The organism is Aquimarina spinulae (assembly GCF_943373825.1).
GTDB lineage: Bacteria > Bacteroidota > Bacteroidia > Flavobacteriales > Flavobacteriaceae > Aquimarina > Aquimarina spinulae.
Genome location: NZ_CALSBP010000001.1, coordinates 497,285 through 521,052, shown reverse-complemented (window position 1 = coordinate 521,052; position 23,768 = coordinate 497,285). Strand labels below are relative to the sequence as shown.

Genomic DNA, 23,768 nt, shown 5'->3' with positions numbered 1-23,768 from the left:
AACAAACTATGTACAAACTGTTAGACATACTATAGAAAATAAATGAGATGAAAAAAAATTTAAAAAAAAATAAATTTAAGCCTTGGGGAAAAGATTACCTCTATGAAGTAGGTATAAAAAAAATATACATTAGTTTTAAATCTAAAAACAAAAAGCAGCTTGAACTTCTTAGTGAAAAGTATTCAGATTTTCCTGAAGATATAAATAACTTTTACTCAAAACACAATGGTATAACCTATACTCTACAAGGAAGGTCTAGAAATATTGATGAGGCCAAAATTTGCTCGCTTAATGAAATGTTTGATAAATTCAAAGAAGAAGCTACTCCTTTTCCTGATAACTTAAATCTTTCAAAATACAATGATGATTTCGATCTACAAGATTATTATTTAAAGAAAGAAAATCCTTTTTTTGGGAAACTATATTCTCCAGAGGATTTTGAGGGTTTTAATACTTTAGAAGAAGTAAAAAAAGCAAACATACTTAGAAGAGTAAAGAAGATTGCTCCTATCTTTGGTTATGATGATGATATCGTTATTGATTTGAAAAGCAAAAATAAAAATGGATATCAAATGTATCTTTTATCTGGGAGAAGTGGGACTGGAGAGGGTATATATCCTATGAGTATTGATTTTGTAGAATTTATTCATTATTTCCTTTTATTTGGATTTGTTGGGCATTGGTATATTGCATTTATTCCTAAAGCTAGCTTTTCTAAAAAGTATCTAAAAATAAATAAACATATAAAAGAGCTTGAAAAACATTTTTCCGAAAGCCCAATACATAGAGAAAGATTAAATAATATAATTTTAAAATTTAATAAATTTAAATAAGTAAATAACTATGCTTAACAAAACCTAAACCACATTAAAACGCTGTTTAGCCAAACGTTATGTGCACCCTCATAGCTCTCAAAAGCCTTTAGTACTATGCTAACGTAGATTGAGAAAAATGAGTGGAAAACAAAAAAATAAATAGCTAATTTTCAACATCAAAAATTGACGCTAGTCAGAATCAATTAGAATAAATAAGAACATTTTATCTACTTTTAAATAAACTTGAAGTTTTAAGGTAAAATAATTAGATATAACAGAATAATATGGCTCTTAAATTTTATGAAAATCTAGAAATTAAACTCTACAAAGCAAAAAAGAACAATCTCTTAGAACTTGGTTTCAGATATATGATCCCAATGGAAAAGAAATCTCTTCTTAGCCGATTATCTATGTTTGATAAAAGTTTTCAGGAAATGTATAATAAAACTAATGGTTTAGAAATAAACTGGAAAGCCAATAATATTGAACAAGCTTATGGAAATCTTGAATTTATTGATTTTGAAACTATTGTCGGAAGTTGGGAAGGACAAGTCTTTGAACGAGACGATTTAGAATTTAATGAGCTCTTGGAGTTTTATCATCCATTTGACAATGTTTCACCTGAATTTAGTTGTGGATTCATTATTGACAATGAAACAGGAACTTGGGAGTCAATTTATACCCATACTTGGGGAGAACGATCAACCAAAAGTTTGGATATAAATTTTGAGGGATATATCACAATGTTATATGAATCAAGAGCCTACAAAAACTGGCCATTGATTTTACTGGATATTCAATATGAAAGTTTTGAAAGTGATTTGATTAAGGATTTTAAATCTCATATGCCTCAATTATTTCCTGATTTTGATTGGAATAACTATCTGGAAAAATATAACTCATTAAGATTATCTAAAAATAAATAAAAAGCACATAACAAAGTGTCCAAAATAATTAATTGATTATAGACTACTTACGAGCAAACCCCCGCAACTAACCATATACAAACACGTTGTGTGCAATACGAGAAACTCTCGAACAAAATGAATAAAATGACATACTTAATCATTGGAATTATAGTAATCGGAGTGATTTTCTTCTTGACAAGAAAAACAAAATCTGAACCAAATCAAGATGAATTCTTCATATCTACTGCATCTCAAAGTGCAGACAGAATTGAAAAGCTAGGTCTTAATAAATCTTCTGAAGATATGTCTCACATATTGGACGAAAAACAACTTCAAATTCCTGAAATTGAAAATAAAGAAGAGGAAGTCGAGTATAAAGCTGATTCGAGTAGAGAATGGATTATTGACCTAGTAATACCAAGCGGAAAAATAATCAAACAGGAGAAATTATATGAGTTATTTGATTTAGAATGGCGAACAAATTTTTCTTCAACAATATTCGGACATTCTCCAGAAGATAACAGATGGACTTATGCTCTTGCAGGAGGAACACCAGAAACATATGACCAAATTCAAATCGCAATTAGTCTTCTTGACGTTTTCAATGAAGAAAACCCGAATTACGACCATAAAAAATTAGAAAAATATATTCATGAATTAAAGAAAAGACTTGAAAAGCACTCATTGGATTTTGAGATTAAGGAAACAGAATCCAAAGAATCAGCAATTGAAAAAAGTAAGCAGTTAATAAAACTAAATGGTTTATTTGACAAAGACATTCTTATTGGACTGCAAAACCAAAGCACGTATGATGGTAGAGAAGTTTGGGATGTTTTACAAAGTTTAGGTCTTAATTGGGGAGATGGAGATTTATTTCACTGGAATAATAGTTCAGAATATGCGTCTGACCAACACTTTAGCGTTTGGACTTCAACCGAACCTGGTTACTTCCTTCCTGAACAAATAAAAAACGGAAAGATGAATCCTACTAATTTAGTATTTGGTTTTTCTATTCCGAGAAGTGCAGACCCAATGAATGTTTATAGAGTTTTAATTAATTCAATAAAATACTGTCAAACAAGATTAGGTGGGCAAATCATAAATAGAAACGGAGAACCTTTTAATGAACAATTAGAATTAATACAATTGGCTGAATTAATAAAAAAAATGACTGATAACGGAATAATTCCGGGTTCTGACAATTCACTAACGCTGTATTAAGGAAATAAGTACTGCACACAACACAGTGCCCTATAATTAATACAAAATCTTGTGCTTAATCGAGAATTCCCTTAACTTTATGCAGTTCGCAAAGTTTTTAATTTACAACTGATTCAATTTTGTGGTTCCAGTCTTTAAGTGGGCTTTAAAAATGAACATAATACCAAAAAACTCATAAACAATTTCAACATAAATGAATAGGCTGTATTCTGATTTAGCAAAAGTTTATGAAGCAATGTATGCTACTTTTATTGATTATAAAGGTGAATATGAGTTTTATAGTGAAGTACTTAGGAAATATAACAAAAAAAGCCTTTTAGAAATAGGTAGCGGAACTGGGAACCTGACAACATATTTTAAAAAAAATGGATTTGAATATTTGGGCTTTGATTTAAATGAAGAAATGCTGGAGATAGCCAAAATAAAAAACCCTGATTGTATATATATAAAAGGAGATATGCGTTCTTTTAAACTTGAAAAACCAGTGGAAAGCATAATAATGACAGGAAGGACTATTAGTTATCTACTCAGCAATCAAGATGTAGATTCTACCTTAAAAAGCATTCATAATAATTTAGAAAAAGGAGGGGTATTTTGTTTTGATTTTATTGATGCTAATAAATTCATACCAGAAATTTCTGAAGGAAAAGAAATAACACACGAAGCAAGTTATGATAACATGTACTATGTTCGAAAAAGTAAATGGAACCTAAATTTAAAACAAGGAATGGATTTTATTTGGGAATCAAATTATTATAAAAAAGAAGGAAAGAAATTAATTAAAATCGGAAAAGACAATTCGATAATACGAACTTTTACCATAAATGAAATTGAAATATTTCTTCAAATAAATAATTTTGAAATCAGAAAAATTATTAAGAAAAAATCATATGCTTTTCCGACTTATGTTATTATTGCTCATAAAAAATAGAGTTTCCTATTTATTTTCCTTTCAAGAAAGAAGTACAGGCAACAAAATGTTGAATAGAATAGTGTAACTACACCCGTAGAGTGTATCATCCTAATTATCAACATTAAACTCATCGAAGATATTTGAAAACAAAAGCATAGAGATGCTACGGCAGGCTTAGTATAACAAGAAATAGATTAATTTAGTTAAAGAATCAGCTAAAAAAATTAATAATGTAGATGATTACTTCAAATTCCGTTTTATTTACTATTATATCTGTTTTTGCTCTTCAGGCCATAGTATTAAGTGTGCTTATTTTTTTAAAACGCCCCAGAACTTTAGCCCACAAGTTTTTAGCAATGTTAACTTTTTTTTACGCCATAATGGCGTTAAACATAGTTCTGGTTAATATTTTAAAAGATAATGACATGCTTGGGGTTTTTAGGTATATTCAACTAGAAATGCTATACGGTATTGGTCCTGCATTATATTTTTATACTAAAAGTGTAACTACCCCATCTTTTAAATTTTCTAGAAAAGATGCTATTCATTTTCTACCACTTATATTAGAATTTATCTTTTATAGAACATCTATATACAGAAATGGCGCAGATGGATTGTATTCTACCCCTATGCCAACTGTTAGTTATGCATATTTGACCGAGCAATGGATAGGAGTCATTTCAATTATTAGCTATAGCATTATCTCTTTAAGATTACTTTATAAACATCAAAATTTACTAAAGGAATATTATTCCAAATTAGATAAGCGTTCACACAATTGGTTAAAAACTCCAATAATTATTTATGCTTCCTTTTTTATTTTATGGAATATAATTACAGAAATAGATCGATTTATTTTTGATAGAAATTTAAAAGAGTATTATTTTCTTCCCACATTTGTAGGATTGGCCATACTATGCAGCTGGATAGGTTTTAAGGGATATTTAAGAAAATATAAATCATCTTTGGATTTAGAAGTAATAAAAAAAATACCAAATAAACAATTAGTAGAAAAAGACCAGCAGTTTGTACAAAAATTGGAAGAGTTAATGCAACATAAAAAGCCTTACTTAAATCCTGACCTAAATTTAACTAAGCTCTCTGAATTGTTACAAATGAAACCTAAGCAAGTTTCATTAAAAATTAATCAAAACTGTTCTCAAAATTTTTATGATTTGGTTAACTCTTATCGTATTGTAGCATTTATAGAACGTTTAAAATCTTCAGATCAAAATAAACTATCGTTATTAGGGCTTGCTTATGAATGTGGTTTTAATTCAAAGTCTACTTTTAATCTTGTTTTCAAGAAAACAACCCAACTAACTCCAAGTCAATATCTTAAAAAACTAAAAAATGAGTCCGAAAAGAAGCATTAGGACGATTAGAGTTTTCTTGAGCCTTAGTTTTGCAGCTTGAATTAGTAATACATTCGTAAAATTAAGATTTTTGGTTCCTCCCTTACAAGGAGAAATTTAAAATCTTTTTAAAAAGCTTCTAAATACAAAACTAAATGAAATCAATTTATCTAATAGTTCTTTTATCACTGTACTTTTTTACTACTTTTGGTCAAACTAAATTCTCAAAAAATCAAGTTTTAGAAGATCTAAGAGTATTAAAAAAATCTTTAGAAGACACCCATTTTAACTTATATGCATACACAACTAAAAAAGATTTTGAGGTAACATACAACAATGTTAAGAACAAAATTAAGAAAGACTCTTTAAACTTTTTAGAAGCTACAAATTTATTTCAACAAGTTGTTTCAAAAATCAATAATGGACATACAAGAATACCATTTCCGGTTCAATCCTATATGAGATATGCTAAATCTGGCGGAACAATTTTTCCTCTTGAAGTTGCTTTTGAAAATGGAAAGACATTAGTTAGAAAAGATTGGTCTGTAAATAAAACTATTAAAATTGGTACAGAGTTATTAAGTATTAATGGTCTTAAAATAGAAGAGGTGTTAGAAAAGATTTATCCACAAATTTCGGCAGAGCGATCTTATTTTAAAAACGCTCAAATTGAATTCTTAACATTACCCAGATATTATTGGCGAGTTTTTGGGGGAGTCGATAAATTTGAAATCAAAATTTGTCAAAATGGCCGTATTGAAAATCATACACTTAAATCCATAAAAACCATCGATGATTTTGAGATGAAAAGAGAAGACATCATAAACCGCAAAAGGTCGTTTAGATTCATGCCTAATGTTTCTTATATCAATCCTGGAAACTTTGGTGGCAATGAAGACAAATATCGTCGGTTTATCGATTCGGCCTTTGTTGAAATCAATGCAAAGCAATCTAAAAACCTCGTTATAGATTTAAGAAACAACCCAGGTGGAGATGATTCATTTAGTGACTATTTGGTGTCCTATATTGCAGACAAACCTTTCAAATGGTCTTCTCGCTTTCAGCTTAAAACCAGTAAATTACTAAAAGAACACGTGCAGCAGACCAAAGACACAACTAAAGCTTTTTGGAAATCGGTGTTTCAACACAAAAATGGTAAAATTTACGATTATGATTTTGATCTATACGAGCCTCAACCTAAGTCAAAAAGATTTAAGGGTAATATTTATGTGTTAGTAAATCGGCAATCGTATTCACAATCTACCGTAACCGCCGCTCAAATACAAGATTATGGCTTTGGAACAATCGTAGGTGAAGAAACAGGAGAATATGCTAACCTCTACGCCTCAATTTTTAGTTATAAACTACCTAAAACTGGTATAAAAGTAGATATCCCCAAAGGTCGAATTGAACGTGTTAGTGGCGAAAATAAAGATCAAGGTGTGATCCCAGAAATCAAAATTAAAGACCATTTATTGGATGAAGACGACGAAATATTAGAAGAATTGCTAAAAATAATCGATAAAAATTAAAATAAAGAAGAAATCAAAAGGCAACACTATTTATAGTAATTGAAGGGATTAGAATTTAATCGAAATTTGATCTTTTATACATTACATTTTACTTATAGAACTGTTAAGCCATTAATTATCAATCCAAACCTATCGAAGTACACTTAAATAAATATTTTCAAACATCTCTGATAGGTCTGGATTGATCAATTTTAGTTATTAGAAAAGAATATTAAATTCTTATCGTATCCCTTCTATTCTTAATTCTCCTTTTGCATTAGGGACAACATCAAATAGAATCTGTTCTACCCCATTTTTAGTTTCAACACCTAGAGCTAATTCATTCTCATTCACCGTGATTTGTACGATATTTCCTCCTTTAAGATCTTCATGCAATTGTTTAAACATTGCTACATGTTTCTCTATTGAAAAAGATTTTTTAAACATTGGAGTCATTCTGTTTTCTATAAAAGATTTCCAGATACCCTGATTATTTTGATTCATTATCTTCATAAATTCATTTACTAATTGATCTGCCATTTCTCCGGTTATTGTTCCCTTTGATTGTTCATTAACAGTAGGATTGAAATCAGGTTTTAAAAGTATTCCTGCAATCTGAGAAGTAATATTTTCGAATTTGCGTTGCACGGCATTCGTCATTATAACAATGGTGATATCTTCATCAAGATAACGCCACATATCGGCAAAGAAAATTCCATTACCTCCATTATGAGCAATCAATTCGGTATTACGGGGTGTAGGGAAAATAGCCCATCCATATCCATAATATGATCCTGCCCCCTCTCCTTCTTCAATATGTTTACTATAGTACTTGGTTTTTGTTGTAGCGTCCAGAATTTTATCTCCTAGCAATGCCTGGTGCCATTTATACATATCTTGTGTAGTAGATAGTACTCCTCCATTTGCTTTTAAGTGCCAGTATGGCCCATCTACATCCCATTTTTTATCTGTAGGCTTTCCCCAATGGTTATTTTTGCGATATCCAACTGCTATATCTTTAAACAAAGGTTTTTTATATCCGGTTTGGTGCATCCCAGAGGGTTTCCATAAGTGTTTCATCAAATACTCTTCATAAGACATTCCCGAAACTTTCTCAATGATAATACCTAAGAAACTATACCCCACATTAGAATATGTAAACTTGGTTCCTGGTCTGAATACTAATTTTCTTTTAAAAGCTTCTGCGATAAACTCTTGAGTAGAGGTACCTTCATAATCATCTCCTATTGCTGATTGAAATCCAGAAGAATGTGTAAGTAAATGATGTAAGGTGATATCTTTTTTATCATCGGGTACATTAGTTATATATTTAGAAAGGTTGTCTTCAACAGAAAGTTTACCCTGCATTTCTAATTTTAAAATAGCAGCTCCCGTAAATTGCTTGGTGATCGAACCAATATCGAAAACTGTTTCAGGGGTACTTTTGATTTTGCTTTTTCGATTAGCATATCCATATCCTTTTTCTAGAAGTACTTTTCCTTTCTGAGCGACCAAAATACTTCCAGAAAATCCTGATTTTTCTAATTCATTGAGATAGTCTGATAATTTTTCTTTACTAGTTACAGTAGCACTACTAACTACCTCCTGTGCTATTGTCGGTTCTTGTTTACAGGATAGTAGAAAACTTATCAGTACTATCATTTTAAATACATGTTTCATCTGTTCTTTTTTTAATGATTTTGAATGACAATATTAAAAGGGTTATCAGTAGTTTACAACAAAATGTTACCTAGGTAAAAACTAAGTTATATATATCAAAACTCAGGTTATCAAACGTATTCCTACCTTATTTTTTTGTTTTGTACCATAAATTAAGAGTATATCACTTTTACAGAATTGGTTCAACAATTATCTATACATTTGAATTGTGAGTATACAACAAATAACTTTACAACGATGGATCGAGGTTTTCCTGAATATTCTATTCTGGATTGCTTCTATTGCCATTTTACTATTGACCACAGAGGTAGGAATAGTTGAAAATACAGTAGAAGATGTAGATGGAGTCGTTATACAGGAAACCATAGAAATGGGGATTTTTATTCTCCCCAATTTTATAGGAATGATAAGCATTATTCCTTTCTTTTATATCGTTACTTTTTACTTAACTCCAAGATACTATTCGTCTAAAAAGTACCTGGTTTTTTCTAGTTTACTCCTTTTAGGTTTAGCTGATCTTCTGTTAATTGAGTTGGGAGTTGTATATCTTCAGAATACGACGTTTCACACTATGATGATACGATTTTTTATATTTTATAACCTCTTTTTTATTATTGCTGCAGTGGTCTATGGAATGATAAGACATCAACTAAAAATGGAAACGCATCAACAAGCTTTAGAAAAAGAAAAGATCAGTGCCGAATTGCAATTGATGCAATCACAGATCAATCCACACTTTATGTTTAATGCATTAAACAATTTATTAGCGATATCAGAACGTTCAGAAAATGCCGAGACTTCTTCAGGGATAACAAAACTATCTGATCTTTTACGCTTTATGATTTATGATACTCAAGCAGAACAAGTATTACTTTCAAAAGAAATTGAATTTATAGAAAACTATATTGCTCTTCAAAAATTAAAATATAGTACAGAAGATCCTTTTGAAATTTCATTGATTACAGAAACAAATGATGAAGACCCAAAAATTGCGCCTACCCTGTTAATTCCATTTGTCGAGAATGCGTTTAAACATGGTCTTGATATCCAGACCAAATCTTTTATTCGTATCAAACTCGAGTTTAAAGATAACCTACTACATTTTGAAGTTAAAAACTCAAAACATCATCTTAAAAAAACCGAATTCGAAAAAAAATACTCTGGTATCGGTTTAGAAAATGTAAAAAAACGCTTGAACCTAATCTATCCTAATCAATATAGTTTGGATATCAAAGAAGATGAGCATATCTTTTATATACTATTAAAAATTAATCTTACTATATGATTACCACTGTAATTATAGATGATGAACCTAATGCTATAGAGCTATTACAAGGTTATATCAAAAAGTTATCTTTTGTAGAATGCATTCGTAGTTTTAGAAATCCTATTGAAGCATTGGTATTTTTAAAAGAGTGCGATGTAGATTTAATATTTCTGGATATTAATATGCCTCAATTATCGGGGATTTCTTTTATAAAAACACTAGAAAAATCTCCTAAAATTATATTAACCACAGCGTATTCTGAGTATGCCGTAGAGAGTTATGAATATCAGGTTGCTGATTATTTATTAAAACCCATTTCATTTGAACGTTTTCTGAAAGCAGTACTTAAAATTAAAGATACTATTGAAGAACCAAAATCAGAAGAAGTAGCTAATGACATCATCTATATAAAAAGTGGCCAACAACAATTTAAAACCAATATCGATGATATTTTATATCTTCAAAAAGATGGTAATTATATAAGCTATATGACTAAAGATAAAAATATTCTCGCCAGGCAATCAATTAAAAATGCCCTGGATGAATTAGGAAATAAGTTTATCCAGATTCATAAATCAACAATTATTAATGTAAATCATATTTCGGCTTTTGATTCTCATTCGGTAACAATTAATGGTACTAAATTATCAATCGGACAATCCTATAAAGTAGCCTTTCAAAGCTATGTGAAATCTACATAAACACAAACTAATCTCTCTATACAACTTATAGTTTTTAACAATTGAAAGGTCTTTGATCAAAACTACTTCAGTTCAAAACGGTAAAAGGGATATACCGAATTCGTTTATTATACAAAATAAGGTAAGGGATAATACTAAATTCTTACTTTTGGAAATAAGAACTATATCTTAAGGACGTGAAAAAAATTATATCTAGTATAAAAAGTATGTATGCTGTAAGCGATGCTTCTATAGCCACTTTAACCAGTAAAATGACAAAACTACATCTTCCTAAAAAGCATGTACTTATTAAAAGTGGGATCGTTGATAAGAATTATTATTTCATAGAAAAAGGGTTGACTCGTTCTTATTGTATTATTGATGGAGAAGAAGCTACTACCTGGTTTAGTAAAGAAGGAGAATTAGCATTTTCTATGTTAAGTTGTTACGAAAATAAACCGGGATTCGAATATGTAGATTTATTAGAAGATTCTATTATATACGCTATTCCCGTACATGAATTAAACTTATTATACAAAACCAATATTGAAATTGCGAATTGGTCCAGAATAGCACATCAAAAAGCATTTCTTGATCTAGAATTACGACACATTGCCCTGGCTACACAGTCTGCCAAAGAACGTTATGATACTTTTACTAAAGAGAAATCTGACTTATTTAAACGTGTAAAGCTAGGCTATATCGCCTCTTTTTTGGGAGTTACTCAAGTTACTTTAAGTAGATTAAGAGCTAAACAACATTTTTTAACATAGGTAAAAAATATTCTTCTCAAACAAAGCTAATTTTGTACGGTCATTATTTAATTTAAGAAAACATGCCTATGACCGAAAAAGAAAAAATGTTGGCTGGTGAATCCTATGATACGAGAGATCCAGAATTAATCGAAATGTATCATAATGCAAGAAAATTAATGCAGGTATACAATGCTCTGGATTCTACAGATACTGAAGGTAAAAAACAAACACTATCAGATTTATTAGGCCATATTGGAGATGGTGCATGGATCGAATCACCTTTTTTTTGTGATTATGGAGTACATATTTCTGTGGGAGAAAACACAGTAATAAATACCAATTGCATGTTTATCGATGATAATACAATAACCATTGGAAAAAATGGATTAATTGCACCTTTTGTTCAGATATATACTGCAAAGCATCCTGTAAAAGCTTCTGATAGAATACAAAAATCTGGTAATGCTCCCTTCACCACATTAACGAGTCCTGTAAAAATTGGAGATAATGTATGGATCGGTGGAAACAGCGTTATATTACCCGGAGTTACTATCGGTGACAATGTTACCATAGGAGCAGGTTCTGTAGTAACCAAAGATATTCCTGATAATACATTAGCTTTTGGAAATCCATGTGCAATCATAAAAACCATATAAAATGAACTTTTTACAATCTATACCAGAATCAGTATTTGAAATTATCGGTTTTTCTATTGGTTTTTTTGTTTGCGTTATAACTGCTATTCAAATTATTAAAGAATATAAATCAAAGCAATCTAGTAGTCTTTCACCTGGCTATGTTATGGGTTGGCTATTTGTGTATTCATTTTGGGCTATCTATGGCCTTCGATTTGAAGCAATCGCTTTATGGACAACCAATAGCCTCGCATTATTCTTGCAAATCGGTTTATGTATCATAGTTTTTAAGAAAAATAAAAAAAATAAGTATGTCTAAAATAAAGATAGGAATCATAGGCTATGGCAACTGGGTCAAAGATGCTTATATACCTGCTCTTACATATGATGGCAGGGCCAATATCGTTGCCATCTCTGCAAAAAGTGATACTACCATCGCGGCTATCAAATCACAATTTGGAGATACCATAGATATATATAACAATTACGAAGATTTACTACATTCGCCTTCGATCGATGCCATAATGATTGCTGTACCTGATGCCTTGCATGGTAAAATTGTGATGAAAGCCTTAGATTCTGGCAAAGCTATCTTTTATGAACCTCCTATTGGGCATACCAGAGATTTGATCCCCAAAGTGCTAAAAAAGTTAGTAAATGCTTCACAAATCACACATGCCGATTTAGAACTAGGGCTTATTCCTGTTATAGCAAAAGCTGCAGAACTCATAAAAAATGAAGCTATTGGAAAAATCCAAACTGCAACTATTGATTTAAGATCTAATTGGGGACCAGAACCTGATCAGGATATAACAAATATCAATCGCTTATCACTCTGGTATGTTCATGTCCTTAACATAGTACTAAATGCCACTCCAAACCGGGTTCTTATTATGGATGGTTATGGAACCAATGGAAGAAGACAAAGTCGAAGTTCTGGTTTTTTTGATTATAACGGTATTTGGGGTGAGCTAAAAGTTAATATAGATAGTGTAGATAAACTGGTAATTACGGTAGAGATTATTGGCAGTAAAGGAGATATCCAAATAGATATTTTAACAGGAGAACTGAAATTAAGAACTAAAGAAACATCTTTAATAGAATATTTCCCTGCATTGCAGCCTTATGCAGATTGGCCTGGAATGAGAGAATCGATTACTCATTTTTTAGATGCAATAGAAAGTGGGAATCCTAGTTTTGCAAATGCACATCTGGTCGCAGAGTTACAAGCCATAGGAATGGCTTCTGAAGAATCTAAAGATACAGGAAACTGGGCTGTAGTAAAAAGCATGGTACCTTAGTGATATTATATTCTCTTTTACTTTTCTGAGATCACTAAAAATTAATTTGTAGCAGTGTTTTATTTAAAAATCTTTACCCAGATATTCTGTTGGCGTCATCGAAGTTACTTTTTTAAATGCTCTGTAAAAACTGGTTTTACTACTAAATCCACACTCTTCTCCTATAGCTTGAACTGATATTTTCTGTAGTGCACCAGATTGCAGCATCTTTTTAGCCTTTTTAATACGATGATGATTCATAATTTCATAAAAATTAGAATTCATTTTCTCACTCAATACTTGTGAGATATGATGAGATGGTACATCAATAGTCTTTGACAAATCTGCTATTTTAAAGTTAGGTATTACATACCAGTCTTCATTTTCAAAAAAAGCCTGTATTTGTTGTTGTATTTCTCGTGATCGTGTTTCAGATAATGGTGATGTTTTATATTTTTTCCCTTCCAATACCGGAAGAATTTGCTTTATATCCACGATCCAATACCCTAATAATAATATGGTTATCGACATTAGTCCAGAAAGAATAATCTCTGCCGTTATTGCAGAAGCACCTGTAAGTAAAAAACCTGTTTGTAATATGATTTCGGTAAAAGCCAAAATCGTAAGCAATACACCAAATCGTTTTAGTAAAATGCTATTCTTTTTGTCCTTTTTATATATCATTACTAAAGTTACTACCGAATATATCAACAATAAAATCAAATGTAAACTTGCCTGCAACCAATCAGAAAAGGCTACTGCACCACCAGGTAAAATATCGTAATAATATTGTATGATTTCTTGTTTTTCTTTTGAACTTCCTAAATACCTGGGAAAAAGAAGTATTAACATTATTAAAAAAGGTAAAATATGAATCACGTCTATTTTCTTTAACTTAAAAGAAGAATCTGCATAACTCCTCACGAATAGATAAAAACAGGGGCCTACCAAAAATAACAATGGATATCCAATTCCTAACATATGTGGCCATTGCCTAATCAATTGAGTAGTAAACAATAAGTAAGTAAATAAATGCTGTATGAGACCAAAAAGAGTTATGGCCAGAAAATATCTCGATTGTTTAAGTGAGATACTTTTTAGAATTACCAAAATAACAAAACCACCAACGAGAATAACCCCTCCTAACAGAAAAGTAATCATAAATGCAAAAGACTCTATACTATTCATAGTATAAAAATAGTACTACTTAATTAAATGAAAAACCGAATCAGGCAGAATATATAACGGATGAGTTTCAATTAATTGAGCGCACCCTATTTTCAAGGCTTTCCATGATTTTCTTAGGTACTTTTATAATGTAAAAACAATTAAAAAAATAGATATGATACGTAAAATTTTAAAAGGAATAGCTTTATTTCTGGTACTTGATATTGTTATTATACTGGTATATGGTTTTGTTCAATATCCAAAGGCCAAAGGTGTACAGCACTTTACTGCCGAGCGAATCATTAACGCTCCCAAAGATCAAGTTTGGGAAATAATTTCTGATGTGGGTGGCTATCACGAAGTAACAGCCCCCAATATTAATCATGTAGAGATTGTTGAAGGAGAAGGTTTAGGGATGAAACGTGTTTGTAGTGCACCCGATGGAAGTAGTTGGGAAGAAACTTGTACATTATGGAATCCTGGTAAAGAGTTTCAGTTTGTTGTGAATACTCAAAAAGAAGATTACCCTTTTCCTCTAAAATCATTATCCGGTTCCTGGAAATTAGAAGCAATAAGCACTATGCAAACCCGTCTCTTTCTGGATTTTGCTTACGAATTCAAAAGCCCTTTTCTAAGTGGATATTTTTTATCAATGGGAACAGAGCAAGCAGAAAAAGACACCGAATTTTTATTAAACAACTGGCAGAAATTAGCTGAAAAATAAAACCAAAAAGCAATATTATGAAAGCATATATCACAATACTTATATTTTTAATATCCACCCATACTATATTTTCTCAACAAAAAATTCCAGATTGGTTTGTTAAAAATATGGAGCAATCCATTGGGAGTTGGATTACTGATAATAAAACCTATAAAAGTAACAATGAACCCTTTGATCAATACGGTATGGATTGGGAATGGGGAATCGGAAAACAAAGTATCACTGGTAAACTCTACGGATTAATTAAAGGGAAAAAACAAGGAATCTTTTGGGAGTTTCGTCAATATTGGGATTTTACCAAAAACCAGGGTATTGTTGTTCAATATGGAAGTGATGGTACAGTAGGAATCGGCCCTATGACTCTAAAAGAAGAAAATCAAACCGAAATGATTCAGGAATTTACAAATCCTAATGGTAATAAAAATATTCACAAGCATCTTTCCAGTTTAAAAGAAGGTGAACTTATCACCACTTCATTCGACATTCAACCCAACAAAACATGGAAAAAAAGAAGGTCGTACATTTGGCATGTAACCAAAAACAAAAGAATCATGGATCTCGGTATTTTTTCAATTTCATTAGCAGTAAAGGATATTAAAATTTCTAAAGACTTTTATGAAAAACTAGGTTTTACAATGATCGATGGCAATTTGGATCAAAAATGGGCTATCCTTAAAAACGGAGAATCGAAAATTGGTTTGTTTCAGGGAATGTTTCCTAAAAATACGCTTACTTTTAATTCCGAAAATGCTCGTGACATTCATAAAAAGGTAAATGGAAAAGGAATTACAGTTACAATGTCTAATGGTATAGATAAGAACGAGGGACCTGCATCTTTTATGATTACCGATCCTGATGGAAATCCTATTTTAGTTGATCAGCATTAAAAAAGTATAAATCAAAAAACCTGTCAGCCTACGAATTCATGACAGGTTTAAATTATTAGTACTTAAAATGTTATTTTAAAGCAAAAAATTCGACCTTTAGTACAAACTATCATTAATATGAGTCTTTCTAAAGTTACTTTTATCAATGCCGAAGGTCAAGTACTATCTGGGCGTTTAGAGCTTCCTGCCGATCAGCATCCACATAATTTTGCATTATTTGCGCATTGTTTTACTTGTAATAAAAACTTAGGCGCGGTACGAAATATAAGTCGAGGACTTATTTCTAAAGGGTTTGGTGTATTGAGATTTGATTTTACCGGACTTGGAGAAAGTGAAGGTGATTTTGAGGATACTAACTTTTCTGGTAATGTTGAAGATCTAGTAGCCGCAGCACATTTTTTAGCAAAAGAGTATAAAGCTCCTTCCTTGCTTGTCGGGCATTCTCTTGGTGGTGCCGCTTCAATATTTGCAGCAGCAAAAATAGATAGTATCAAAGCGGTAGCAACTATTGGGGCTCCTTCTAATCCAAAACATGTTGCTCATCTACTAAAAAGCGGTTTAGAAGAAATTCAAATAAACGGAAAAGCCACAATCAACCTAAGCGGAAGAGATTTTACAATAAAAAAACAATTTTTAGATGACCTGGAAACCAAATCACTCCCTGTGATTGCTAAAAACTTAAATAAAGCGCTTTTGGTTATGCATTCTCCTCAAGACACTACTGTAAGCGTAAAAAATGCTGAAGAAATTTATCATGCAGCAAAACATCCAAAAAGTTTTATAACACTAGATGGAGCAGATCACTTACTAATGCGAAAAGAAGATTCTGTATATGCAGGAAATGTTATTGCCGAATGGTCATCACGATATATTGAGATTCCTGAAGAACCAAAACTTAAAAGCCAACATCATGTAGTTGCCAGTTTGGGAAATGCTGAAGGATATACAACACAAATGAAAGTGGGTAACCATTATATGATTGCAGATGAACCAGAAAGTGTAGGAGGCCATGATTTTGGGCCATCACCATATGAGTATGTATCAGCCGGATTATCGGCTTGTACAGCTATGACTATAAAAATGTATGTTGCCAGAAAAGGATGGGATTTGCAGCATGTAGAAGTACATACCAGTTATAGCAAATCTCATATGATAGATTGTGAAAACTGTGAAGATCCAACAGCAAAAATCGATACTTTCGAAAGAGAAATAAAGATTGAAGGAAATCTTGACGAAAAACAAATTACCAGAATCCTACAAATCGCAGATAAATGTCCGGTGCATAAAACATTGCATAGCGAAACGCAGGTCATTACCACTTTAATTTAAAGATCAATATCTTTAAATACATCTATAAAACAAAAAAAGACCGTTCTGTCGAACGGTCTTTAGTATTACTCTACAAATCAGTTATTCAATAATAAAACGTTTTATTGTATCTTTTTCTTTCTTTTCAGAATTTTGGATTCTAAGTATATACATACCAGCGCCCAAGCGATCAAGATTGATAAAACCATTATTATTAAGCCTTCCTTCTCCAACTACTTGTCCCATAATATTTATAACAGAATACGATGTATTTGATATTTCTTTACTAGGAACAAACACTCGAAGTAAGTTTCCTTTCTTCAATGGGTTTGGTGCGATTCTAATGGTTGATACATCACCTTCATCTTCATCACCCAGGATAGGTGTCATATTTCCAAATCCTGCAACCATTTCTGCTGCTAATGCTCCGCCACAAGATCCTTCATAAATCTTCACATTAGAGAATATTGAGTTATTTCCGCTTCCTGCGTCGTTATCATTGATAAATACTAAACGATCCATGCTACCTGTATAAAAGTCACCCACAGGAATAACATATTTCTTGGTTCCGCTAGCATAATTATCAAAATTAGTTACTCCATAATTTTGAGTTCCATGTACTTTAAAATATCTAGAAGAGGTCAATGAATTATCATTTTCAAAACCAACTGCGTGGATTTCGCCTTGAGAAGTACTGCTAAAATCAAACTCTATTACTGTATTTGCTGTAACAGTATAGTTAAGGCTAATATATTTCCAGGTATTATTCTGCATCGATAATCCAGCTCCACCACTTACGATTGAGAAATTACCTGCACTATCTTGATTAGAGAATGCTGTGATTGTAAAATCATTAAAATTCAATGCATCACACACTGGAGGGTTTGTTGTACCATTTTGAATACTCACCGCATCTATCGCGATATCACTTTGCCAACCACTAGTACCACTACCTGTAACTACATTAAATCGTAATTGTACACTTGTGTTACCTGCATATGCTGATAGATCAACATCTGCTGTATTCCAACCGGTACCCTGAGCACCTGTCTTAGAGAATACGCTTGTCCAGTTTCCTGTATTATCGGTTCTCGCTTCGACTACCAAAGTATTTATGGCACTTCCTACCATATGGTATTGGAATCCAAGTTTAGGAGTTGTTAAACTACTAAAGTTTAAACAAGGAGAATTTAAAATAGCTCTTTTATTAGGATATCCTGTTCCGTTACCAGAAGCTTCAACATACAGGTAGAATGTACCATCTGCAGCACTACTTGGTCCTGTTCCTGTAGAAGGAGTGGTTCCAGAGTTTCTTGTCCAGTTTAAGTCATCTCCAGATGTTGCTTGTGCCCATTGCCCTAAATTAGTTTCGAAACTTTCTGAAAAAGGAAATGAAGTCACATCACCAGAACAATTACCAGGCCCTGGACCTGGGTCATCACAAGGATTAACAAAAGAAACCGTTTGATCTGAATTAGTATTAGAACCACCGTTATTATTTTCGTTAGCATCTTGCCCTACTCCACGTGCTGCAAATGCTTTCCAAATCAAACATTTATATTTTTCATTATACAGATCTTTATCTGCCTGAAGAATTCCATCTCTACCCGAAACAAATCCTGGGTTATTAGCTGTATTCTTTAATCCTTCGATAACAAGGGCCATAGCAATATTATTCCCACCAGTTCCATTATAAAAATCGGCATCAAAACCTTCCTGATCAATTAAAGCCCAGGTCATATCCCAAAGAATTGTTGCAAATGCATAACCAACTCCGTGCGGTACACGAAGATTATTTATATCTCCGTAATCTGTACTATTAATAGATGTATCTGTAGAATATCGGGTTGGTCGAATTCCGTTTCCAGAAGTTGGTTGACCCAGCGCATAAGTCCCAACACCTCTTCCATCTGTCCCTACATCACCTGCTTTCATGGTCAATATTAACCCAAAAAAGTCAGACCATCCTTCACCCATTTGTTCAGATCCTCCTAAAACATTAGAAGAAGGTCCTCCTACCAATCGAGTAGAAATACCATGTCCATACTCATGAGCTATAATTCCATTATCAAAATCTCCATCTCTCTTAGGGTTTGTTTTATTCCATAAGAACATTTGCATTCTTGGGTTGCTTCCATCTGGCGGAGTACCAAAATTTGCATTATTGATACAATTAGTTCTTGGATCATTACAAGTAACACTACCATCTTGAGCATCTGCATTTACAGAATCACTTCCTGCTCCTCCTTTACCATAGTTATTTTCCTGAAAATTTCCACTAGCTTCATTAAAACCATATTGGTAGAATACATCATGTATGATATTATTCCAGTAAAATAAATTAGTTATAGCTGCATCTCTATAATTACTTGGATCCTGATTAAGATTTAATGGAAAATCAAAGTCAAGGCTTGATCCTCCACTAGGAGAAGAACCCGTACCATTATTGCCGTTAATATCATCCTGTGCCCATACATTATTACCTCTTGTAATGGTGTGTTCTGCTCCGTTACTTCCGTTAGTATCATGCCATCCGAAAGGAGATGCTGTAGCATTTGCCGGATTTGTAACTATAGAACGACTACCATGTATGGGACTTTCTACCGGCATTGCAAGTACATTATATGAATCTGGTGCCAAAGCTGCCGTTGGTGCTTCTGCAGCTGTTACCAGTGGCTTAGTATCAAAAAGTACAGATTCATCATTATGTGATTTATGATCAGCACCTTCGAAAGTACATTTTACTACCCAGTTATCTTCATATATAATTTCACCTGTAGCAGCATCTACAAAACTATTCCACCAGTTATGTCCGTTTTTCTCATAGAGAGTCACATTCCAGCTTAGGCGTAATTCATTATTGTATAGTTTATATACTTTTCTAACCTGAATAGGTTCGTTATCACCTGTAATTCCAGAATCCATGAATTGCGAAACATCGTTTCCATTAGATTTACTTACAGTTTTAGATAATCTTTTAGCAGAAGGCAAGTTATGCGCTCGTATAACGGCATTTATTGCCGAAATTTCTGTAGAAGATGTTTTGGTAGAAGTTACTTTTGATTTTACTCCTTTAATAAATTGATCAATTTCATAAGTAATTTTACCATTTTTAACCGTTAACTTATATGCTCCATCAACAATAGAAATCCCATTATAAAGTTGATTAACATATACATGTGTAATACCAGGTTTTAATGAAGGAACCTCATCTGTTATTCTCCATTCTGAAAAATCAGTATTGAACGTTTTTGAGGATTCATTTTTAGCAATATCACTAAAGTGATTTCGAACGAGAGCGTTCGAGTTCTGTGCAAGAATTGTTTGTCCTATTAATAATAATAGAATGACAAACGAGTAACCATTTTTCATAAAATAAAATTTTGAGTTTGTGTCCTATAAAATTAACAAAAAATTAAAGCATCTATAAAAACAAATGAGAATACCTCATCAAACACCCAAAATTTAACAATTATATTGAAATATGTTTAATATCTACAGTATAGTACTTTTTGTTATTCATAATACTTTGCTTAGCTATTATGAATACACGTTCTATGATTAAAATATTTTTTGCCAGAAAAATTACCTAAAAAAAGAGAAGGATATGAATCCCTTTTCGGCATTACGGAAAAAGCGTCGAATTTAGTATCATTTTTTTCTAAAACTAACGTTAGTTATCTTTACTAAATATCAAATTTGACTAACACTATTACAAAAACATTAAACAAGATATTCTAAAAATAAAACAAACTTTGTTTTATTTTTTCGGTAAATTTAAAAGCAATGAAAACTCATATTTTTAAAACTTCACTCTATTCTAGTCATAGCATTATTATACCCAATAAAATTGCACAATACCTTATAGAAGAAGGGCATAAAAGGGTGATTGTAGAAATTACTTTTAATACGGTGTCGGTACAATATCATGCGGCTTTACAAAAATGGAAAAACAATTACCACATTACTTTTAACAAACAAAATCAAAAGAAATTGGGAGTTTTTCCTACAGATTTTTTTGAAGTTACATTACACGAAGACACTACCAAATACGGAGTAGAAATGCCAGAAGAATTTGATGCTGTTTTACAAAGTGACCTGGAAGCTTTTGAGATCTTCGAATCTTTAACCGATGGGAAAAAGCGAAGCTTAATTTACTATATCCTAAAAATAAAAAACTCTCAATCCCGAATTGATAAAGCTCTAATTATTACCGAAAATCTAAAACGAGGTATACGGGATAATAAAGAACTCATAAAAAGAATATAGTTTACCTATTTCATAGTGCTTTGGGATTTCTTATTCAATTTTTTTTGTCATAAACTAAAACTGCATTATATTACGTTTGTAAACGACATACAAATCATAAAATTATGAAAACGTTAAAATTGGTAGTCTTAGCTTTCTTGTCAATAGCTGTATTTGGTTGTAAAGGAGAAAAGAAAGAAGCTACAGATCAGGAGAATACTAAAGAAAATGTAGATACTATTACGGATCAGGAAAAAGAAGAAGAAAATATCACAAAGACTATAGAGTTTGCTCTAGAACCAAAAAGTGATAGTAAGGTTTCGGGTAAAGTTATTTTTACCGAATCTGAAGGTATGGTAAATATGGTAGCAGAATTAACGGGCCTAGATGAAGGAGAGCATGCTATCCATATTCATGAAAAAGCAGATTGTACATCGGCTGATGGTAAATCTACAGGAGGACATTGGAATCCAACTATGGAATCACATGGAAAATGGGGTGCAAAAGAAGGATACCATAAGGGAGATATAGGAAATTTTAAAGCTGATGCAAGTGGTAATGGTAATATCACTTTTGCTACTAATGAATGGTGTATTGGTTGTGATGATGATAAAAAGAATATTGTGGGTAAAGCAATTATCGTACATCAAGGTATAGATGATTTTACTTCTCAACCTTCTGGTGCTGCTGGTAGCAGAGTGAGTTGTGGCGGTATTATACAATAAAAACTTATCTTATAAAACAAAAAGAGGTTATTATATAATAGCCTCTTTTTGTTTTATATATCTTTTTCAATTATAGTTCTAAAAGTTAAATTAATCCGTGGTGTGCTTATCTTTTTTGTAGGAGGCAAACGATGCAACCAATTAGTCTGTGTTGTATCCTTCATTATTAACAAGCTCCCATTTTCTAAAACCAATGCTCTTTTTTCTTTTGTAATTTTATGCTTAAAGGCAAATTTTCGTTCTGCTCCAAAACTTAATGATGCAATTGCTGCTTTCTTTTTAAGATCCTTTTCTGCATCACTATGCCAAGCCATTCCTTCGCTACCTGTATGATACAAATTAAGCAAGCAAGAATTAAATGTTTCACCAGTTTTTTGTTCGATAAGCTCTTTTAACTCTAACAATTCTGGTATCCAGGGGAATGCTAATTTTGTAGTATTTGAGTATGTATATTCAAATGGTTTTTCTCCATACCAAGCTACTTTACGTTTGGTTATGATTCGTTTACCATAAATAATAGCCTCATCATTTTTCCATTCAATATTTTCTAGTAAGCGATTAAAATAATGATTGGCTTGCTGTGATGACATCAATCTCCCATAATAATTTACAATACCATCATGAGGCAATATATTTTTTTCATGATCTATAATATGACTAAACAAATCCATTCTTCCATTTTTTATATTCATCTTTCATACAATGCCCGCAGGGTCTATACCCATGACTCTTTGCTTCATCTTCTGACCAAAAAAATATTCGATTTTCTCGTTTCATTCTCTTTCCCGACCGGCATTTCAAAGTTCCATAAATTTTAAGTTTTCGGTTACCACCAAAGCAAATTTCTTTTTGCTTTATTTTTTTTCGTAAGTCTATATTTCCTATTTCCTTGTGTCGTATCATTTTCTAACTAACCGCATCATGAAAAATTACTCCTAAGGTATATCTCTTACCACTATGTAACTCACTCACTCCATGTTTCATATTTACCCTATAATATCCTTTTGTTCCTTTTACAGGTTTAAAATTAGTTGTAAAAATAAGCATATCTCCTTTTTTAGGTCTTAAAACAATAGCTTTAGACTGGGCTCTTGGAGTTTGTTGTGTTATTACAAATTCTCCCCCTGTATAATCTTTATCTGGTTCGTTTAAAAACAAAACAGTTTGGAGAGGAAAATACACGTCTCCATACATATCCTGATGTAGCGTATTAAACCCTCCTACTCCATATTTCAAAATCAACGGCGTCGGTTTTAGTTGATCATTCGAATGGCATAATGCCTTTAATTCTTGAAGTGTTTTAGGAAAGATCTTATCTATTTTTAATACTTTCATCCATAAATTAGCAATTGGAGTAAGCTTTGGATATATATTTTCTCTAATAGCCTGTACGAGTTCTGGTAGCGGGTAATCAAAATATTTGTACTCTCCCAGGCCAAACCTGTATCGTTCCATCACTACTGTTTTACGATAACCTTTCGGATTATCGTATTGATCTACCATTTTCCTGCATTGATTTTCTGAAAGAAATCCTGGGATAATAGCATATCCTCTTCTATTTATTCTATCGGTTACTATTTGCCAATCTATAGTTTCTATTTTATCTTGTATTTCTTTCACTTTTTTGCGTTTTTACACGTTTTTATTAATACGTTTCTCTGAAACCATAAAACTCTTATTATTATCAGA

At 31.9% G+C, this 23,768-nt stretch carries 23 protein-coding genes; 17 read left to right on the top strand and 6 right to left on the bottom strand.

Annotation, left to right across the window (positions count from 1 at the left end; genetic code table 11):
• Window positions 1-47 precede the first annotated feature (47 nt).
• From NNH57_RS02405 to NNH57_RS02380, 6 genes are all read left to right on the top strand, one after another.
• Window positions 48-833: a hypothetical protein gene (locus NNH57_RS02405; RefSeq protein WP_108808608.1), complete on the top strand. Its 786-nt coding sequence runs from the start codon at window positions 48-50 to the stop codon at window positions 831-833.
• 266 nt (window positions 834-1,099) lie between these two features.
• Entirely contained in the window at window positions 1,100-1,741 is a 642-nt protein-coding gene (locus tag NNH57_RS02400; RefSeq protein ID WP_108808607.1) for a hypothetical protein, read from the top strand.
• 285 nt (window positions 1,742-2,026) lie between these two features.
• The gene (locus tag NNH57_RS02395; protein ID WP_165944078.1) at window positions 2,027-2,944 is read left to right on the top strand and encodes a cell division protein ZipA C-terminal FtsZ-binding domain-containing protein; all 918 of its coding nucleotides are present in this window, start codon (window positions 2,027-2,029) and stop codon (window positions 2,942-2,944) included.
• A gap of 193 nt (window positions 2,945-3,137) precedes the next feature.
• Window positions 3,138-3,875 (top strand): class I SAM-dependent DNA methyltransferase, encoded by a 738-nt coding sequence (locus NNH57_RS02390; RefSeq protein WP_108808605.1) that lies wholly within the window; start codon window positions 3,138-3,140, stop codon window positions 3,873-3,875.
• A gap of 218 nt (window positions 3,876-4,093) precedes the next feature.
• The gene (locus NNH57_RS02385; RefSeq protein WP_108808604.1) at window positions 4,094-5,233 is read left to right on the top strand and encodes a helix-turn-helix domain-containing protein; all 1,140 of its coding nucleotides are present in this window, start codon (window positions 4,094-4,096) and stop codon (window positions 5,231-5,233) included.
• Window positions 5,234-5,367: 134 nt separating this feature from the next.
• Window positions 5,368-6,744, top strand: a complete 1,377-nt coding sequence (locus NNH57_RS02380) for a S41 family peptidase (RefSeq protein WP_108808603.1) — start codon at window positions 5,368-5,370, stop codon at window positions 6,742-6,744.
• A 219-nt stretch (window positions 6,745-6,963) separates the two neighbouring features.
• Here the strand turns inward: NNH57_RS02380 and NNH57_RS02375 are convergent, their stop codons facing one another.
• A complete protein-coding gene (locus tag NNH57_RS02375) occupies window positions 6,964-8,403 on the bottom strand; it encodes a serine hydrolase domain-containing protein (protein ID WP_108808602.1) in 1,440 nt (479 codons plus the stop codon).
• Window positions 8,404-8,611: 208 nt separating this feature from the next.
• On the opposite strand from NNH57_RS02375, the gene NNH57_RS02370 reads away from it, so the two are divergent.
• From NNH57_RS02370 to NNH57_RS02345, 6 genes are all read left to right on the top strand, one after another.
• On the top strand, window positions 8,612-9,688 hold the full coding sequence (locus NNH57_RS02370; RefSeq protein WP_108808601.1) for a sensor histidine kinase: 1,077 nt from the start codon (window positions 8,612-8,614) through the stop codon (window positions 9,686-9,688).
• Window positions 9,685-10,371: a LytR/AlgR family response regulator transcription factor gene (locus tag NNH57_RS02365; protein ID WP_074407799.1), complete on the top strand. Its 687-nt coding sequence runs from the start codon at window positions 9,685-9,687 to the stop codon at window positions 10,369-10,371. The genes NNH57_RS02370 and NNH57_RS02365 overlap by 4 nt, the downstream gene beginning before the upstream one ends.
• A gap of 176 nt (window positions 10,372-10,547) precedes the next feature.
• Window positions 10,548-11,123, top strand: coding sequence for a Crp/Fnr family transcriptional regulator (locus NNH57_RS02360; protein WP_074407800.1), 576 nt, complete (start codon window positions 10,548-10,550; stop codon window positions 11,121-11,123).
• A gap of 68 nt (window positions 11,124-11,191) precedes the next feature.
• On the top strand, window positions 11,192-11,761 hold the full coding sequence (locus NNH57_RS02355) for a sugar O-acetyltransferase (RefSeq protein WP_108808779.1): 570 nt from the start codon (window positions 11,192-11,194) through the stop codon (window positions 11,759-11,761).
• Window position 11,762: 1 nt separating this feature from the next.
• Window positions 11,763-12,059 (top strand): SemiSWEET family transporter, encoded by a 297-nt coding sequence (locus NNH57_RS02350; RefSeq protein ID WP_074407802.1) that lies wholly within the window; start codon window positions 11,763-11,765, stop codon window positions 12,057-12,059.
• Window positions 12,052-13,041: a Gfo/Idh/MocA family protein gene (locus NNH57_RS02345; protein WP_074407803.1), complete on the top strand. Its 990-nt coding sequence runs from the start codon at window positions 12,052-12,054 to the stop codon at window positions 13,039-13,041. Before NNH57_RS02350 ends, NNH57_RS02345 begins: the two co-directional genes overlap by 8 nt.
• 63 nt (window positions 13,042-13,104) lie before the next feature.
• Here the strand turns inward: NNH57_RS02345 and NNH57_RS02340 are convergent, their stop codons facing one another.
• On the bottom strand, window positions 13,105-14,208 hold the full coding sequence (locus tag NNH57_RS02340) for a helix-turn-helix domain-containing protein (protein ID WP_074407804.1): 1,104 nt from the start codon (window positions 14,206-14,208) through the stop codon (window positions 13,105-13,107).
• Between the two features lie 154 nt (window positions 14,209-14,362).
• On the opposite strand from NNH57_RS02340, the gene NNH57_RS02335 reads away from it, so the two are divergent.
• The 3 genes from NNH57_RS02335 to NNH57_RS02325 all read left to right on the top strand — a co-directional run bounded on the left by NNH57_RS02335 (window position 14,363) and on the right by NNH57_RS02325 (window position 17,127).
• On the top strand, window positions 14,363-14,911 hold the full coding sequence (locus NNH57_RS02335; protein ID WP_108808600.1) for a type II toxin-antitoxin system RatA family toxin: 549 nt from the start codon (window positions 14,363-14,365) through the stop codon (window positions 14,909-14,911).
• 17 nt (window positions 14,912-14,928) lie between these two features.
• Window positions 14,929-15,798 (top strand): VOC family protein, encoded by an 870-nt coding sequence (locus NNH57_RS26505; RefSeq protein WP_306345557.1) that lies wholly within the window; start codon window positions 14,929-14,931, stop codon window positions 15,796-15,798.
• A 117-nt stretch (window positions 15,799-15,915) separates the two neighbouring features.
• Window positions 15,916-17,127 carry a bifunctional alpha/beta hydrolase/OsmC family protein gene (locus NNH57_RS02325; RefSeq protein WP_108808599.1) on the top strand — a complete coding sequence of 404 codons (1,212 nt, stop codon included), beginning with the start codon at window positions 15,916-15,918 and terminating at the stop codon, window positions 17,125-17,127.
• Window positions 17,128-17,208: 81 nt separating this feature from the next.
• Here the strand turns inward: NNH57_RS02325 and NNH57_RS02320 are convergent, their stop codons facing one another.
• The gene (locus NNH57_RS02320) at window positions 17,209-20,478 is read right to left on the bottom strand and encodes a M36 family metallopeptidase (protein WP_108808598.1); all 3,270 of its coding nucleotides are present in this window, start codon (window positions 20,476-20,478) and stop codon (window positions 17,209-17,211) included.
• 414 nt (window positions 20,479-20,892) lie between these two features.
• Between NNH57_RS02320 and NNH57_RS02315 the strand changes: the two genes are divergently transcribed.
• Entirely contained in the window at window positions 20,893-21,375 is a 483-nt protein-coding gene (locus NNH57_RS02315; protein ID WP_108808597.1) for a YdeI/OmpD-associated family protein, read from the top strand.
• A gap of 104 nt (window positions 21,376-21,479) precedes the next feature.
• Window positions 21,480-22,079, top strand: a complete 600-nt coding sequence (locus tag NNH57_RS02310; RefSeq protein ID WP_108808596.1) for a superoxide dismutase family protein — start codon at window positions 21,480-21,482, stop codon at window positions 22,077-22,079.
• 53 nt (window positions 22,080-22,132) lie between these two features.
• Here the strand turns inward: NNH57_RS02310 and NNH57_RS02305 are convergent, their stop codons facing one another.
• The 3 genes from NNH57_RS02305 to NNH57_RS02295 are packed head-to-tail and all read right to left on the bottom strand — an operon-like array spanning window position 22,133 to window position 23,690.
• Window positions 22,133-22,750 carry an alpha-ketoglutarate-dependent dioxygenase AlkB family protein gene (locus tag NNH57_RS02305; RefSeq protein ID WP_108808778.1) on the bottom strand — a complete coding sequence of 206 codons (618 nt, stop codon included), beginning with the start codon at window positions 22,748-22,750 and terminating at the stop codon, window positions 22,133-22,135.
• Window positions 22,737-22,982: an Ada metal-binding domain-containing protein gene (locus tag NNH57_RS02300; protein ID WP_074407810.1), complete on the bottom strand. Its 246-nt coding sequence runs from the start codon at window positions 22,980-22,982 to the stop codon at window positions 22,737-22,739. The genes NNH57_RS02305 and NNH57_RS02300 overlap by 14 nt, the downstream gene beginning before the upstream one ends.
• Window positions 22,983-22,985: 3 nt before the next feature.
• Window positions 22,986-23,690, bottom strand: a complete 705-nt coding sequence (locus NNH57_RS02295) for a 2OG-Fe(II) oxygenase (RefSeq protein ID WP_408608269.1) — start codon at window positions 23,688-23,690, stop codon at window positions 22,986-22,988.
• Window positions 23,691-23,768: the final 78 nt, after the last annotated feature.

Excerpts from the sequence above, each read along its gene's own strand:
- NNH57_RS02315 (WP_108808597.1), top strand. The coding sequence starts at position 20,893 with ATGAAAACTCATATTTTTAAAACTTCACTCTATTCTAGTCATAGCATT.
- NNH57_RS02335 (WP_108808600.1), top strand. The coding sequence starts at position 14,363 with ATGATACGTAAAATTTTAAAAGGAATAGCTTTATTTCTGGTACTTGAT.
- NNH57_RS02405 (WP_108808608.1), top strand. The coding sequence starts at position 48 with ATGAAAAAAAATTTAAAAAAAAATAAATTTAAGCCTTGGGGAAAAGAT.
- NNH57_RS02350 (WP_074407802.1), top strand. The coding sequence starts at position 11,763 with ATGAACTTTTTACAATCTATACCAGAATCAGTATTTGAAATTATCGGT.
- NNH57_RS02400 (WP_108808607.1), top strand. The coding sequence starts at position 1,100 with ATGGCTCTTAAATTTTATGAAAATCTAGAAATTAAACTCTACAAAGCA.
- NNH57_RS02390 (WP_108808605.1), top strand. The coding sequence starts at position 3,138 with ATGAATAGGCTGTATTCTGATTTAGCAAAAGTTTATGAAGCAATGTAT.
- NNH57_RS02385 (WP_108808604.1), top strand. The coding sequence starts at position 4,094 with ATGATTACTTCAAATTCCGTTTTATTTACTATTATATCTGTTTTTGCT.
- NNH57_RS02365 (WP_074407799.1), top strand. The coding sequence starts at position 9,685 with ATGATTACCACTGTAATTATAGATGATGAACCTAATGCTATAGAGCTA.
- NNH57_RS02300 (WP_074407810.1), bottom strand. The coding sequence starts at position 22,982 with ATGATACGACACAAGGAAATAGGAAATATAGACTTACGAAAAAAAATA.
- NNH57_RS02380 (WP_108808603.1), top strand. The coding sequence starts at position 5,368 with ATGAAATCAATTTATCTAATAGTTCTTTTATCACTGTACTTTTTTACT.
- NNH57_RS02320 (WP_108808598.1), bottom strand. The coding sequence starts at position 20,478 with ATGAAAAATGGTTACTCGTTTGTCATTCTATTATTATTAATAGGACAA.
- NNH57_RS02345 (WP_074407803.1), top strand. The coding sequence starts at position 12,052 with ATGTCTAAAATAAAGATAGGAATCATAGGCTATGGCAACTGGGTCAAA.
- NNH57_RS02395 (WP_165944078.1), top strand. The coding sequence starts at position 2,027 with ATGTCTCACATATTGGACGAAAAACAACTTCAAATTCCTGAAATTGAA.
- NNH57_RS02325 (WP_108808599.1), top strand. The coding sequence starts at position 15,916 with ATGAGTCTTTCTAAAGTTACTTTTATCAATGCCGAAGGTCAAGTACTA.
- NNH57_RS02340 (WP_074407804.1), bottom strand. The coding sequence starts at position 14,208 with ATGAATAGTATAGAGTCTTTTGCATTTATGATTACTTTTCTGTTAGGA.
- NNH57_RS02305 (WP_108808778.1), bottom strand. The coding sequence starts at position 22,750 with ATGGATTTGTTTAGTCATATTATAGATCATGAAAAAAATATATTGCCT.
- NNH57_RS02375 (WP_108808602.1), bottom strand. The coding sequence starts at position 8,403 with ATGAAACATGTATTTAAAATGATAGTACTGATAAGTTTTCTACTATCC.
- NNH57_RS26505 (WP_306345557.1), top strand. The coding sequence starts at position 14,929 with ATGAAAGCATATATCACAATACTTATATTTTTAATATCCACCCATACT.
- NNH57_RS02310 (WP_108808596.1), top strand. The coding sequence starts at position 21,480 with ATGAAAACGTTAAAATTGGTAGTCTTAGCTTTCTTGTCAATAGCTGTA.
- NNH57_RS02355 (WP_108808779.1), top strand. The coding sequence starts at position 11,192 with ATGACCGAAAAAGAAAAAATGTTGGCTGGTGAATCCTATGATACGAGA.